The organism is Streptomyces sp. BBFR2 (assembly GCF_044497305.1).
GTDB lineage: Bacteria > Actinomycetota > Actinomycetes > Streptomycetales > Streptomycetaceae > Streptomyces.
Genome location: NZ_CP172415.1, coordinates 3,362,555 through 3,376,530 on the forward strand (window position 1 = coordinate 3,362,555; position 13,976 = coordinate 3,376,530).

Below are 13,976 nucleotides of genomic sequence, written 5' to 3' on the forward strand. Positions count from 1 at the left end.
CCTCTCAATGGGCGTCGGCGATGTTCCGGGTGCCGATGCGCTTGCGGAACACCCAGTACGTCCACCCCTGGTAGAGCAGGACGATCGGCGTCGCGATACCGGCGCACCAGGTCATGATCTTCAGGGTGTACGGGCTGGAGGAGGCGTTGGTGACGGTGAGGCTCCAGGCGTCGTTCAGCGTCGACGGCATGACGTTCGGGAAGAGCGTCAGGAAGAGCATCGCCACCGCGGCGACGATCGTGAGGCCGGAGAAGGAGAACGCCCAGCCCTCCCGGCCCAGCCGGTTGGCCCCGAGCGCCGCGACCAGCGCGACGACCGCCACGATCAGCGCGATCAGGCTGGCGCCGTCGCCCCGGTGCGCCTGCGTCCAGATCAGGAACGCCGCCGCCAACGCCGCGGCGACCAGCCCGAGCCCGGTCGCCATCCGACGGGCCCGCTCCCGGATGTCACCGAGCGTCTTGAGCGCGGTGAAGACCGCACCGTGGAAGGTGAAGAGCGTCAGCGTGACCAGCCCGCCCAGCAGCGCGTACGGGTTGAGCAGGTCCAGGACGGTCCCGGCGTACTCCTTGTGCGCGTCGATCTTCACACCGTGCACGATGTTGCCGAACGCCACACCCCACAGGAACGCGGGCAGCAACGAGGCCCAGAAGATCGCGTGTTCCCAGTTGCGCTGCCACCGCTCCTCGCTCCGCTTGGCGCGGTACTCGAAGGCGACACCGCGCACGATCAGGCAGACGAGGATCAGCAGCAGCGGCAGGTAGAACCCGGAGAAGAGGGTGGCGTACCACTCCGGGAAGGCGGCGAAGGTGGCGCCGCCCGCACTGAGCAGCCACACCTCGTTGCCGTCCCAGACCGGGCCGATGGTGTTGATCAGGACGCGCCGCTCGGCACGGTCGCGCGCGAGCAGTTTGGTGAGGACACCGACCCCGAAGTCGAAGCCCTCCAGGAAGAAGTAGCCCGTCCAGAGCACGGCGATGAGGACGAACCAGACGTCGTGGAGTTGCACAGTCGCCTCCTTAGTACGAGAAGGCCATCGGCCGGTCGGCGTCGGAGTCGCCGCCGATCCTGGTGGGCGGGTTGAGGTCGTCGTCGGTCAGCTCCGGCGGCCCGGCCTTGACGTACTTGACCAGCAGCTTCACCTCGACGACGGCGAGGATCGCGTAGAGCGCGGTGAAGACGATCATCGAGGTGAGCACCTCGCCCTGGGAGACCCCGGGGGAGACCGCGTCGGAGGTGCGCAGCACGCCGTAGACGACCCACGGCTGGCGGCCCATCTCGGTGAAGATCCAGCCCCAGGAGTTGGCGATCAGCGGGAAGCCGAGGGTGACGAACGCCAGCGACCAGTACCACTTGGTCAGGCGGGCGCCGAGCGCGGTGTTCTTCGTGAGCGCGAGCCGGGGTGGCTCCTCGTCCCCGGTCCGCAGCCCCGGCGCGAGCCAGAACTTCCTCCGCGTCAGCCAGAGCCCGGCCAGCCCGATGACGAACGACGTCATCCCGAAGCCGATCATCCAGCGGAAACCCCAGTACGCGACGGGGATGTTGGGCCGGTAGTCGCCCGGTCCGAACCGCTGCTGCTCGGCCTTGTTGACGTCGTTGATGCCGGGCACCGGCGAGGAGAAGTCGTTGTGGGCGAGGAAGGAGAGCAGACCCGGGATCTCGATGGCGACCTTGTTGTGGCCCTTGTCGACGTCGCCGTAGGCGAAGACGGAGAACGGCGCGGGCTCCTCCTTGTCCCACAGCGCCTCGGCGGCGGCCATCTTCATCGGCTGCTGCTTGAACATCACCTTGCCGAGCGAGTCGCCGCTGATCGCGGTGAGCATCCCGGCGATCACCAGCGTGACCAGCCCGAGCCGCAGCGACGTCCGCATCACCTTCACATGCTTCTTGCGCATCAGGTGGTACGCGGAGATGCCGACCATGAACGCGGCGCCGGTGAGGAAGGCGGCGGTGAGCGTGTGGAAGACGACGACCAGCGTGGTGTCCTGGGTGAGCACCTTCCAGAAGTCGGTCAGCTCGGCCCGCCCGTTGGCGGCGTTGTACTTGTAGCCGACCGGGTGCTGCATCCAGGAGTTGGCCGCGAGGATGAAGTAGGCCGACAGGATGGTGCCGATCGAGACCATCCACATGCAGAAACAGTGGATCTTCTTGGGCAGCTTGTCCCACCCGAAGATCCACAGTCCGATGAAGGTGGACTCGAAGAAGAACGCGATGAGCGCCTCGAAAGCGAGCGGCGCGCCGAAGATGTCACCGACGAAGCGCGAGTAGTCGGACCAGTTCATGCCGAACTGGAACTCCTGGACGATGCCGGTGACGACGCCCATCGCGATGTTGATCAGGAAAAGCTTGCCCCAGAACTTGGTGGCCCGAAGGTACTTCTCCTTGTTGGTCCGCACCCATGCGGTCTCCAGCCCGGCCACCAGGGCGGCGAGGGAGATCGTCAGGGGCACGAAGAGGAAGTGGTAGACGGTGGTGATGCCGAATTGCCATCGCGCCAAGGTCTCTGGCGCCAACGCCAGCTCCACGTCGGTTCTCCTTACGTCGCCGTTTCCCTACGGCTTTTGCCCTTTATGCACGCAGTGAAGCGGGACATAAACGGCGCGCTTGTGAACGCGTTCACATTCACAAGCATTATCTCCTATGGGCCGGGGCCCGCTCGGACGGGGGGTGCGTGACCGCGATCACGCACCCGGCGCCACCTCCGCACCACGTCCACCCGCGAGGCGACCCGGAAAACACAGGAGGCCGCGGGCCCCTGCGGACCCGCGGCCTCCTGGCCGAATCACTCCGTCACAGCGTCTTGCGGAACTCCTCGGTGACCCCCAGGAACAGATCCATCGCCGCACTCTCGCCGATCGTCACCCGTACACCCTCACCCGGGAACGGCCGCACCACGACACCGGCCCGCTCGCACGCCGCGGCGAACTCCGCCGTCCGCTCCCCCAGCCGCAGCCAGACGAAGTTCGCCTCGGTCGGCGCGAGCTCCCAGCCCTGCGCGGCCAGCGCCTCGACGACCCGGGTCCGCTCAACGACCAGCGCCTCGACCCGCTCCAGCAGCGCCGCCTCACTACGCAGCGACGCCACCGCCGCCTCCTGCGCGAGCTGGCTCACCCCGAACGGCACCGCCGTCTTCCGCAGCGCCGCCGCCACCGGCTCGTGCGCCACCGCGAACCCGATCCGCAGCCCCGCCAGGCCGTACGCCTTGGAGAAGGTCCGCAGCACACAGACGTTGGGGCGGTCCCGGTAGAGATCGATACCGTCCGGCACCTCGGGATCGCGGACGAACTCGATGTACGCCTCGTCCAGCACCACCAGGATGCCGTCCGGCACCCGGTCGAGGAACGCCTCCAGCTCCGCCCGGCGCACGACGGTGCCGGTGGGGTTGTTGGGGTTGCAGACGAAGATCAGCCGCGTCCGGTCGGTGATCGCCGCCAGCATCGCGTCCAGATCGTGCACCTCACCGGAGGTCAGCGGGACCTGCACCGGGGTGGCACCCGAGACCTGGGTGACGATCGGGTACGCCTCGAACGACCGCCAGGCGTAGATCACTTCATCGCCCGGCCCGGCCGTGGCCTGCACCAGTTGCTGCGCCACGCCCACCGAGCCGGTGCCGGTCGCCAGATGCTCCACCGGCACCGAGAACCGGTCCGCCAGCTCCGCCATCAGCCCCGCGCAGGCCAGGTCCGGGTAACGGTTGAACGCACCCGCCGCCTCGACGGCCCGCTCCAGGACCCCGGGCAGCGGGGGATAGGGGTTCTCGTTGGAGGACAGCTTGTACGCCACCGGCCCGTCCGACGCCGCCGGCCGGCCGGGCTTGTAGGTGGGGATGCCGTCCAGCGCCGGACGCAGCTTCGGGGTCTTCTCGCTCACCGCAGGTCCTCCTCGACCGTCCCGTTCAACTCGAATACTGCACACCTTATGAGGATTCCCCCATCGGGCGGCAGCCCCCGCGAAGCCACTTCGGACGCCCGCCCTCACCCCCCTTGATCGCTTACGGCCCGTCGCCCGGCCGCACAGGGGGGCGCACTAGCCGCCGCTGTGCGCCGGTGGCTCGCTCCGTGGCGCGCGTCCCTCGTGAAGGTGACTTGAGACCTCTTCGAGACCTGGGAACATCGCCAGGCGAACACCCACACCAGCCCAGCTAAGCATCAGAGAGACCACTAACTACCTTCTTTTGCATGCCAATTGACGGTGCATCACCTTGCAGAAATGTTCCTTCACCAGCGGGTCCGGCGATCCCCTCCGATGGGCTTCCCGAGCCCTACTATCGGCTCGCCATGACAGCAGCAGGGAACCACCAGGTGAGCCGGTCGACCGGTCGCCGGCTGGGGCGGGCGGGCATCCGGGATGTGGCCGCCGCGGCCGGCGTATCGATCACGACCGTCTCCGACGCGCTCAACGGCAAGGGCCGGCTCCCGGACGCCACCCGCAGCCACGTCCGCGAAGTGGCCGACCGGCTGGGCTACCGCCCGTCCGCCGCCGCCCGCACCCTCCGTACCGGAAAGTCCGGGCTGATCGGCCTGACCGTGACCACGTACGGGGATGAACCTTTCACCTTCACCGAATTCCCGTACTTCGCGGAGATGGCGAGAGCCGCCACCTCCGCCGCCCTGGCCCGCGGCTACGCGCTGGTCATCCTCCCCGCGACGTCCCGCCACGACGTGTGGTCCAACGTCGCCCTCGACGGCACCGTCGTCATCGACCCGGCCGACGGCGACCCCGTCGTCACCGAACTCGTCCGCCACGGCCTCCCCGTCGTCTCCGACGGCCGCCCCGGCGGCTCACTGCCCGTGACCGGGTGGGTCGACAACGACCACGAAGCCGCCGTCCTCGGCCTCCTCGACCATCTCTCCGCGGCCGGCGCCCGCCGCATCGGCCTGCTCACCGGCACCACGACCGACACCTACACCCGCCTGTCCACCACCGCCTACCTCCAGTGGTGCGAACGCGTCGGCCAGGACCCGGTCTACGAGTCCTACCCGGCGCACGACCCCTGTGCGGGCGCCGTCGCCGCCGACCGGCTGCTGGCCCGCCCGGACCGCCCCGACGCCGTCTACGGACTCTTCGACCCGAACGGCACCGACCTGCTCGCCGCCGCACGCCGCTACGGCCTGCGCGTACCGGACGATCTGCTGCTGGTGTGCTGCAGCGAGTCCACCGTCTACGCCACCACCGAACCGCCGATCACCACGCTCTCCCTCAAGCCCCGCCGGATCGGCACCGCCGTCGTCCAGATCCTCATCGACGCCATCGAGGGGATCGCCACCGAGGGCCCCGTCGAGCAGGTGATACCGACCGACCTGATCGTGCGGACGTCGTCCCAGCGGCGCTCGCCCCGCACGACCGTCAGCCCGCCGCGCGGCCCGTCCGGCGACTGACCGGCCCGCGTCCGTACGGCGGCCGAGGGGCGCCGTACGGTGTCCCCTCGGCCGCGCCCCGGCGCGACGGCACCGCACTTGTCCGCCGTGGGCCGTGATCACGGGCCGCTCGGCGGGTACGCTCCCGGAATCGGCGGGGCGCACGCCCCGGCGGTGAGCGGGCGCCTTCCGGCGCCCGGAAAAAACGGGTTGATCTCGGGAGAAAACGTCCGGGAACGCCGGGCTCCGGCGGATTGACCACCCCCTGGTGCGTCACAACCCGCGAGCAGCGTTCCTATGATGGGCGAACGACACCGCGGACCGCCGTCGACCAGGCAAAGGTCCGAGAGGTACACGGCGGCGCGATGGTGGAGGGGTCAATGACTCAGGGGGCCGGTCAGGGACCCATGGCGTGGACCATGGCGGCACACACTCCGGCGTCCTCACCGCCGCCCGGACCGTTCGACGGCGCGCCCCTCGGACCGCCGCAGGACAACGCCCCCGCACCGCCGCCCGCGGCACCCGCGCCGCCCGCCGCCCCGGCGCCGCCCGCACCCGCGCCGCTCCCCGCCGAGCTGCCCGACGGGTACACCCCGACCGCCCGCGACCTCCCGGTCATCGGCCCGGCAGCCCGCACGGACACCCTCATCGACCAGCCCGCCGCGCAACTCCTGCCCACCCCGGAGCCGGAGGGCGACACGACCGCCGGCCCCGGCCCGCTCTACGTCGTCGGCGATGTGCACGGCTACTACGACGAGCTGCGCGAGGCGCTGACCGCCGAGGGCCTGATCGACGCGGACGGAAGCTGGGCGGCGGGCAACGCCCGGTTGTGGTTCCTCGGCGACTTCACCGACCGCGGCCCGGACGGCATCGGCGTCATCGACCTCGTCATGCAGCTCTCCGCCGAGGCGGCGGCGGCCGGCGGCTACTGCAAGGCGCTCATGGGCAACCACGAGCTGCTGCTGCTCGGCGCCAAGCGGTTCGGTGACACCCCCGTCCAGTCGGGTGCGGGCACCGCGTCGTTCCAGGCCGCCTGGCTGCTCAACGGCGGCCAGAAGACCGACATGGACCGCCTGGAGGACCACCACCTCCAGTGGATGGCCCGCCTGGACGCCGTCATGGAGGAGGACGGGCATCTGCTCGTGCACTCCGACACCACCGCGTATCTGGAGTACGGCGATTCGATCGAGGCGGTCAACGACACCGTCCACGACGTCCTCACCCGCAGCGAGGCCGACGAAGTCTGGGACCTCTTCCGGAAGTTCACCAAGCGGTTCGCGTTCCGCGACGACTCCGGCGCCGAGGCGGCACGCCGCCTTCTCGACACCTACGGCGGTACGCGCGTCGTGCACGGCCACAGCCCGATCCCGTACCTGCTGGGCGAGGTCGGCACGGAGGACAGCGACGGCGAGCAGGTCGCCGTCGAGGGCCCGCACGTCTACGCCGACGGCCTGGCCATCGCGATGGACGGCGGCGTCACCATGGCCGGCAAGCTCCTCGTCACCCAACTCCCGCTGGTCTCCTGAGCATTGGCGTCCGGCGCACCCGAGGGACGCCGGACGCCGTACCGGAGGCACGCTCCTCCGGCGGTGATCAGGTGAGGGCGAGCCAGACCATCCCGGCGCAGAAGACGGTGGCGGCAAGGGCGACCGGCGCGTGACGGATACGGCGGACGCGCTCGACGCGGTGCGCCGCGAAACCCACGACGACCGCGATGAACAGCACGAAGACCGCGCCGACCGTACCGGGCAGCGCCCCCTTGCTGAAGCCGAAGTTCCCAGTGTGCTGGAGGAACCAGCTCACGCCCGCCCACTTCATCTTTCCCACCCCTGTGCGCCCGTGCCGCCCTCACCGGCGGCGAACCGGAACGGCGGGATACGAACGGCCAACGTAACAACCCCTGGGCGCGCCCTACGGAACGGCAGCGCACGGGGCGGCAACCGGGAAGTGTCCGTGAACGGGCGCGGCGCGCCGACGCCACCCACGACGGTGGCCCCGGCGCGCCGCGGACGGAAGGTCAGTCGGCCAGCGGCAGATAGACGCGGTTGCCCGCCGCCGCGAACTCCTTGGACTTCTCCAGCATGCCCGCCTCGATCTCCTCGGGACTGGCACCGTCCTCGCCGCCGAACTGCTCCGTGATGCTCCGGCTGATCTTCATCGAGCAGAACTTCGGCCCGCACATGGAGCAGAAGTGCGCCGTCTTCGCCGGCTCCGCGGGCAGCGTCGCATCATGGAACTCCCGCGCGGTGTCGGGGTCGAGGGCCAGATTGAACTGATCCTCCCAGCGGAACTCGAAGCGGGCGTCCGACAGCGCGTCGTCCCACTCCTGAGCGCTGGGGTGCCCCTTGGCGAGGTCCGCCGCATGCGCCGCGATCTTGTACGTGATGACGCCGGTCTTCACATCGTCGCGGTCCGGCAGCCCCAGATGCTCCTTGGGCGTGACGTAACAGAGCATCGCCGTACCCCACCAGGCGATCATCGCGGCGCCGATGCCCGACGTGATGTGGTCGTAGGCAGGCGCGATATCCGTGGTCAGCGGGCCGAGCGTGTAGAACGGCGCCTCCTCGCAGATCTCCTGCTGAAGGTCGACGTTCTCCTTGATCTTGTGCATCGGGACATGGCCCGGGCCCTCGATCATCGTCTGCACACCGTGCGCCTTGGCGATCTTGTTCAGCTCGCCGAGCGTGCGCAACTCCGCGAACTGCGCCTCGTCGTTGGCGTCCGCGATCGAGCCCGGGCGCAGCCCGTCACCGAGCGAGAACGTCACGTCGTACGACGCGAGAATGTCGCACAGCTCCTCGAAATGCGTGTACAGGAATGACTCCTGATGGTGCGCCAGGCACCAGGCGGCCATGATCGAGCCGCCGCGGGAGACGATGCCGGTCTTGCGGCGGGCGGTCAGCGGCACGTACCGCAGCAGCACACCGGCGTGGACCGTCATGTAGTCGACGCCCTGCTCCGCCTGCTCGATGACGGTGTCCTTGTAGATCTCCCAGGTCAGCTCCTCGGCCTTGCCGTCGACCTTCTCCAGCGCCTGGTAGAGGGGGACGGTGCCGATCGGCACCGGGGAGTTGCGCAGCACCCACTCGCGGGTGGTGTGGATGTTGCGGCCGGTGGAGAGGTCCATGACCGTGTCGGCGCCCCAGCGGGTCGCCCAGGTCATCTTCTCCACCTCCTCCTCGATGGACGAGGTGACCGCGGAGTTGCCGATGTTGGCGTTCACCTTCACCAGGAAGTTCTTGCCGATGATCATCGGCTCGATCTCCGGGTGATTGACGTTCGCCGGCAGCACCGCCCGGCCCGCCGCGATCTCGTCACGGACGAACTCGGGTGTCACCCCCTCGCGGACCGCGACGTACTCCATCTCCGCGGTGATCTCGCCGCGCCGCGCGTAGGCGAGCTGGCTGACCGCCACGCCGTCCCGCCCGCGCCGTGGCTGGCGAGGCCGCCCGGGGAAGACCGCATCGAGATTCCGCAGGCCACCGCGGGGTGAGGTGTGCTTGAGACCGTCGTCCTCGGGGCGCGGTGGGCGGCCCGCGTACTCCTCGGTGTCGCCCCGCGCGATGATCCAGTTCTCCCGCAGCGGTGCCAGACCACGGCGGACATCGGTGTCGATCTGGGGATCGGTGTACGGACCTGACGTGTCGTACAGCGTCACGTCCTTTCCGTTGGTGAGGTGCACTCGCCGGACCGGTACCCGCAGGTCCGGGCGTGATCCGGCGACGTAGCCCTTGTGCCAGCCGATCTCCTTGACGGAGCCGTCCCGGCCGGACTCGCCGTTTTCGGGCGTGCGTGCATCCTGCAGAGTCATGAAGACCCAACTCCCTACGCCGGCATTACCCGGTAACAGGTTCGGCGGTCGACGCAGCGGCTTCCGTCCGCGGTGTTTCACGTGAAACACCGCCGGGACGAAGGTCAGCGCCCTCTCAGCCCGGTGCTCCGAGCTCCCGCGATTGCAAAGGTGGCACCACGGTAGCGGCCGGTACGCCGAGGTGGCCAGGGGGCCCGTGCTTCTTGCGATGATCGGGCGGTGACCGGCATCGACACGTCCTCCTCCGCCACCGCCTCCCACCACGGCCACAGCCATGGGCACGGGCACGGCCCGGCGGCCCCCGTCTCCCGACATCTGCGGAAGGTCATCGCCGCGGTGCTGATCCCGTTCGCGGTCGCCGTCGTGGTCGGACTGGCAGTGCTGTGGCCGGGCGGCGCCCCCGGCCACAAACCGTCCGGCGTCGGCTTCGACCAGCCCCAGGAATCAGCCCGCGTGATCAAGGTCGCCGAGGTCGACTGCGCGAAGGTGCACGCCGAACAGCAGCCTGCCCCGGGGGAGCAGCCGGGCGGGCCCCCGGCGAAGGCCAAGGGCCCGTGCGAAGTCGCGACGGTGAAGGTGACGACGGGTGAGAACACCGGCCGGACCTTCGACACGGTCGTCACCCCGGACGCGCTGCGCCACTACACCACCGGGCAGGAGGTCCGGGTCGCGTACTCCCCCAAGGCGCCGTGGGATCTGCAGTACTCGATCAACGACGTCGACCGGACGGTGCCGATGTGGGTACTGGCCGCGATCTTCGCGGGCGCCGTCGTCGTGGTGGGACGGCTGCGCGGGATTCTGGCGCTGGTCGCGCTGGTCGCGAGCTTCGGGGTGTTGACGCTGTTCATCCTGCCGGCGATCCTCCAGGGCTCGAACCCGCTGGTCGTCGCGGTGGTCGGCGGTAGCGCGATCATGCTGATCGCGCTCTACATGTGCCATGGGCTGACGGCCAGAACCTCGGTCGCCGTCCTCGGGACCCTCGCCTCGCTGCTGCTCATCGGGGTGCTCGGCTCGGTCTTCATCGGCTGGGCGCTGCTGACCGGCAACACCGACGACTTCACGGGGCTGGTCCACGGGCTCTACCCGGACATCGAGATCCGGGGTCTGCTGCTGGCGGGCATCATCATCGGCTCCCTGGGGGTGCTCGACGATGTGACGGTCACCCAGACCGCGGCCGTGTGGGAGCTGAAGGAGGCCGATCCGTCGGCGTCCTGGCGGACGCTGTACCGCGCGGCGATGCGGATCGGGCGGGACCACATCGCCTCGGTGGTGAACACCCTCGTCCTCGCCTACGCGGGCGCGGCGCTGCCGCTGATGCTGCTCTTCTCGATCGCGCGGAGCGGGATGGGCGCGGTCGCGGGCAGCGAGGTGGTGGCCGAGGAGATCGTGCGGACGCTGGTCGGCAGCGTCGGACTCGTCGCGTCGGTGCCGCTGACCACGCTGCTGGCCGCGCTGGTCGTCTCGGCCGACCGCGGGCGGCCGGACACTCCGGGGGACGGGAACGGAGCGGCCGGCCGGGGCGCGGACGCTCCACCGACCGGCGGCCGGGCGGCCGCGCGGCGCGCCGGGCGCGGGACACGCGGGCGGCGCCGCAGGGCGTGAGGCGCCGCCGGAAACCCGTCGCGCTGCCGGTGGTGCGGGCCCGGGCGGCCGGGCCCGTACCGCGTTCGGCCCGGACCACCGGGGGACAGGGTCGTCCGGGCCGAGCGCGGGCGGTGAGCCACCCGCGGCCTGCGGGTCAGCCCGCCTTCGACGCTTCGGTCAGGATGCGGTCCAGTACGGCGTCGAGGGTGTCGCAGACCTCTTCCGCGCCGAGGGGCACGAGGCGGTCCGTACGGTCGAGGAAGGCCACCAGGGGAGGGGCGCTGACGCGGAAGAGCGCGCGCTCGGAGCCCACTTGAAGGCTGATGAAGACATCGCTGAGATGGCCGCCCGCGACCGGTTCGATGCGTACATCGCCCTCGCCGGAGGGTCTGCTCAGTCCGTCGAGCATCAGCTCACGGCTGAAGGCCCAGGTGACCGGCATATCACCGGGTAGGTCGAAGGTGAGGCGGACGGCATACGGATCGGCGCTGTCGAAGTCCAACTGCACCGGGATCCGGAAGGCGAGTTCCTCCGAAACGAGGAAGCTCATGATCACTTCTGCCTGAACTGTGTCGGTCATCAACCACTGCCCCGCACTAGATCGGGATGGCCGGGATTCGTCCCCCGGAGCCCTATTGACGCCATCGTCTGTCACGTGCCAGCAGATCACAAGGAGTGAGTTTTCAGATACTGATAGAGAAGGCGAGTGTCGTTAGTGTCGCCTCCGCCATTTTCCGTAGCCGCGCCGTGACGGAGCGCAATCGGTGCAGTTCCTCGACGGGAAGAGAAACCGCCAGCGCCGCGGCGGCGGATCCGACCTGGATGGGAATCGCGGAGCAAACCGTGCCAAGGGCATATTCCTGTTGTTCATATGCGACGTGACCGCGACGCACCGTATCCAAACGATGCAGCAGATCGTCCTTGGATCGCACGGAAAAAGGGGTTATGGACTTCACCGGATAGCGGGAGAGATGTTCCTTGCGAGCGGCCGGGTCGAGCTGCGCCAGGAGGCACTGACCGATCGCGTGGGCGTGGGCGGCGGTGCGGAAGTCGACCCACTCCGTCACCGGTGGACGGTCCGGTGTGCCGCCGACCGCGACCACCTCCACCTCCCCCTCGCGGTAGACGGCGAAGTAGACCGCGGCGTCCAGCCGCTCACCCAGCGTGGACAGCGCCGTGGAGAGTTCCTGCCGCCGGTGCCGCTGCCCGCCCGCCCGTCCGAGGGCGTCCGCGGCCGCCCCGAAGACGAAGACGCCGTTGCACCGGCGGAGATAGCCCTCGTGGGTCAGGGTGCGGAGCAGGTGGTACGTGGTCGGCAGCGGCAGACCGGCCTCCCGGGCGAGTTGTTTTGCCGGGGCGCCCTCCGGGTGTGCGCCGACCGCTTCGAGGAGCCGCAGGGCGCGCTGGACCGAACCGATCAACGTGGGGTGGGAAATGGATTCGTCACTCGCGGCCGCCAACCTCAACCCCCAGTCCGATCGCCCGCGGGACACAGAGCCCCGGGCGCGGGATCGTTCCCGCGTCGCGCGCGTCTTCCAGGGCCCCGTCCGCGACATCCGGGCCGCGGTGTCGCCTCGGTCGCTTATTTTCCGGAACGTCAACATCCGGAAGATGCCTGCGACGGCACTCTAACGCGGTGCAACCAAGTGGTAACCCGAATGGCCTGGGAGTTAACTCACCTGGCGCACTTCTTGACCGGGACGTGGTGGGAGGGGCGTGGGATGGCGGGGGGGGTGAAGGGGCGGGTTATGGGTTCGCTGTGCTTCTGGGGCCCCCTCCCCCCTCCCCTCCCCACCCCTCGCCCCCGATGTTCAACTCACCGCGGCACAGCACTCATTTCGACGCACCGCAGTGCCGCCCCCCGGCACGGCCCCCGATACGACCGCACCCCGCTCCAGGGGGAAGGAGCGGGGCGTCGGCGGCGAGCGGGGACGGCGGTGTCGGTTGCCGTCGCGGTGCGGTTACCAGTCGCTCTTGGATGAGGTCGTGGAGGAACCGCTGAACCTGCGCACCAGGTAGATGACGCCCGCGATGAGGGCCGCCGCGATGAGGATCTTGAACAGCAGGCCGATGAGGAAACCGACCGCGCTGGCGATCAGCCCGCCGAAGACGACGAGCAGGACCACGGGTACGACGACCCAGGTCACCCACCACGGAAGCCCCGCGAATATTCCCTTACCTGCCACTGCTCTGCCCTGCTTTCTGTGTCCGCGGCGGTCCCGGCGCGGCCTGCCGTGCACCGCGCCGGACCCTGCCGTCGTCAACCGCTGCTGTGTACTGCTGCTGCCGTATCCGGAACTGCCGTTGACCGGAGATGGTCCGCTTCGCCCTTGCCGTGCGGTGGAGTGTGTGGTGCCGCTCCGTGCCGGTTCGGGTTCTGCGTCCCCCTTCACTCACGATGCTAGGGGGGTGGGGAGGGCTGTGGGGGCGGTGCGTCCCTGGGGTATCCCTGAGCCGACCCTTACGGGTTCCGGGGGCCGCTCTCAGCTTTCGGGGGGAGAGAACACCACCATGACCCTGAGGTCTTCGCTGATGTGGTGGAACTTGTGGGGGACGCCGGCCGGGACGTAGACCACGCTGCCGCGGGCGACCGACCGGGTTTCGCTGCCGACGGTGATCGCGGCCCGGCCGCTGACCACGAGGTAGACCTCGTCCTGGCGGTGCGGCTGCTGGGGGTCGGTGTCGCCGGCGTCGAGCGCGTACAGCCCGACGGACATGTTCCGTTCCTTGAGGAACTGCAGATACGCGCCGTCGTGGGCGGCCCGTTCCGCCTCCAGTTCGTCCAGTCGGAAAGCCTTCACGTCCTACCCCTCAGTCATCCAGGACTCGTCTGGGACGATCTCACCATGAAGAACTTCTTGGTCAAGACGATCGCCAACGCCGCGGCGCTTGCCGTGGCCGTCTTCCTGCTCAAGCCGGACATCTCGCTGACCGGCGACAGCACGGGTCACCAGGCGCTGACGCTGATATTGGTCGCGCTGATCTTCGGAGTGGTGAACTTCGTCGTCAAGCCGATCGTGAAGCTGCTGTCGTTCCCGTTGTTCATCCTCACGCTCGGCCTGATCACGCTGGTGGTCAACGCGCTGATGCTGATGCTGACGTCCTGGCTGGCCGGGAGTCTCGATCTCGCGTTCCACGTCGACGGTTTCTGGACCGCGGTGCTCGGCGGCGTGATCGTGTCGATCGTCTCCTGGGCCATGCACGTCATGCTGCCCGACGAGGACTGA

At 69.3% G+C, this 13,976-nt stretch carries 13 protein-coding genes and 1 riboswitch; of the genes, 4 read left to right on the plus strand and 9 right to left on the minus strand.

The genetic code is table 11. The annotated features are described in order from the left end of the window. Positions 1-4: 4 nt before the first annotated feature. The 3 genes from cydB to hisC form a co-directional block, all read right to left on the minus strand. Positions 5-1,006 carry a cytochrome d ubiquinol oxidase subunit II gene (gene cydB / locus ACGH2B_RS13275; protein ID WP_399088313.1) on the minus strand — a complete coding sequence of 334 codons (1,002 nt, stop codon included), beginning with the start codon at positions 1,004-1,006 and terminating at the stop codon, positions 5-7. Positions 1,007-1,016: 10 nt separating this feature from the next. Further along, positions 1,017-2,522: a cytochrome ubiquinol oxidase subunit I gene (locus ACGH2B_RS13280; protein WP_399088315.1), complete on the minus strand. Its 1,506-nt coding sequence runs from the start codon at positions 2,520-2,522 to the stop codon at positions 1,017-1,019. A gap of 265 nt (positions 2,523-2,787) precedes the next feature. After that, positions 2,788-3,867, minus strand: a complete 1,080-nt coding sequence (hisC, locus tag ACGH2B_RS13285) for a histidinol-phosphate transaminase (protein WP_399088317.1) — start codon at positions 3,865-3,867, stop codon at positions 2,788-2,790. 407 nt (positions 3,868-4,274) lie between these two features. On the opposite strand from hisC, the gene ACGH2B_RS13290 reads away from it, so the two are divergent. Together ACGH2B_RS13290 and ACGH2B_RS13295 are read left to right on the plus strand one after the other, a co-directional pair. Beyond that, positions 4,275-5,375, plus strand: a complete 1,101-nt coding sequence (locus ACGH2B_RS13290) for a LacI family DNA-binding transcriptional regulator (protein WP_399088319.1) — start codon at positions 4,275-4,277, stop codon at positions 5,373-5,375. Positions 5,376-5,719: 344 nt separating this feature from the next. Then, complete coding sequence (locus tag ACGH2B_RS13295; RefSeq protein WP_399088321.1) at positions 5,720-6,880, plus strand: metallophosphoesterase; 1,161 nt, start codon at positions 5,720-5,722, stop codon at positions 6,878-6,880. Between the two features lie 67 nt (positions 6,881-6,947). Here the strand turns inward: ACGH2B_RS13295 and ACGH2B_RS13300 are convergent, their stop codons facing one another. After that, positions 6,948-7,157, minus strand: a complete 210-nt coding sequence (locus ACGH2B_RS13300) for a hypothetical protein (protein WP_399088323.1) — start codon at positions 7,155-7,157, stop codon at positions 6,948-6,950. A gap of 214 nt (positions 7,158-7,371) precedes the next feature. Beyond that, on the minus strand, positions 7,372-9,165 hold the full coding sequence (gene thiC, locus ACGH2B_RS13305) for a phosphomethylpyrimidine synthase ThiC (RefSeq protein ID WP_399088325.1): 1,794 nt from the start codon (positions 9,163-9,165) through the stop codon (positions 7,372-7,374). Further along, positions 9,160-9,315, minus strand: a riboswitch (TPP riboswitch). Its footprint overlaps the gene before it by 6 nt. 69 nt (positions 9,316-9,384) lie before the next feature. Between thiC and ACGH2B_RS13310 the strand changes: the two genes are divergently transcribed. Next, entirely contained in the window at positions 9,385-10,767 is a 1,383-nt protein-coding gene (locus tag ACGH2B_RS13310; protein ID WP_399088327.1) for a YibE/F family protein, read from the plus strand. 136 nt (positions 10,768-10,903) lie between these two features. On the opposite strand, the gene ACGH2B_RS13315 is transcribed toward ACGH2B_RS13310, so the two are convergent. The 4 genes from ACGH2B_RS13315 to ACGH2B_RS13330 all read right to left on the minus strand — a co-directional run bounded on the left by ACGH2B_RS13315 (position 10,904) and on the right by ACGH2B_RS13330 (position 13,550). Next, positions 10,904-11,329: an SsgA family sporulation/cell division regulator gene (locus ACGH2B_RS13315; RefSeq protein ID WP_399088329.1), complete on the minus strand. Its 426-nt coding sequence runs from the start codon at positions 11,327-11,329 to the stop codon at positions 10,904-10,906. A gap of 103 nt (positions 11,330-11,432) precedes the next feature. After that, positions 11,433-12,209, minus strand: coding sequence for an IclR family transcriptional regulator (locus ACGH2B_RS13320; protein WP_399088331.1), 777 nt, complete (start codon positions 12,207-12,209; stop codon positions 11,433-11,435). 501 nt (positions 12,210-12,710) lie between these two features. Next, entirely contained in the window at positions 12,711-12,935 is a 225-nt protein-coding gene (locus tag ACGH2B_RS13325) for a DUF5326 family protein (RefSeq protein WP_399088333.1), read from the minus strand. Between the two features lie 297 nt (positions 12,936-13,232). Further along, positions 13,233-13,550 (minus strand): cupin domain-containing protein, encoded by a 318-nt coding sequence (locus ACGH2B_RS13330; protein ID WP_399088335.1) that lies wholly within the window; start codon positions 13,548-13,550, stop codon positions 13,233-13,235. A 45-nt stretch (positions 13,551-13,595) separates the two neighbouring features. On the opposite strand from ACGH2B_RS13330, the gene ACGH2B_RS13335 reads away from it, so the two are divergent. Beyond that, positions 13,596-13,976, plus strand: a complete 381-nt coding sequence (locus ACGH2B_RS13335) for a phage holin family protein (protein ID WP_399088336.1) — start codon at positions 13,596-13,598, stop codon at positions 13,974-13,976.

Coding starts and splice junctions, on each gene's coding strand:
- ACGH2B_RS13295 (WP_399088321.1), top strand. CDS start 5,720: ATGGTGGAGGGGTCAATGACTCAGGGGGCCGGTCAGGGACCCATGGCG.
- thiC (WP_399088325.1), bottom strand. CDS start 9,165: ATGACTCTGCAGGATGCACGCACGCCCGAAAACGGCGAGTCCGGCCGG.
- ACGH2B_RS13290 (WP_399088319.1), top strand. CDS start 4,275: ATGACAGCAGCAGGGAACCACCAGGTGAGCCGGTCGACCGGTCGCCGG.
- ACGH2B_RS13335 (WP_399088336.1), top strand. CDS start 13,596: ATGAAGAACTTCTTGGTCAAGACGATCGCCAACGCCGCGGCGCTTGCC.
- ACGH2B_RS13315 (WP_399088329.1), bottom strand. CDS start 11,329: ATGACCGACACAGTTCAGGCAGAAGTGATCATGAGCTTCCTCGTTTCG.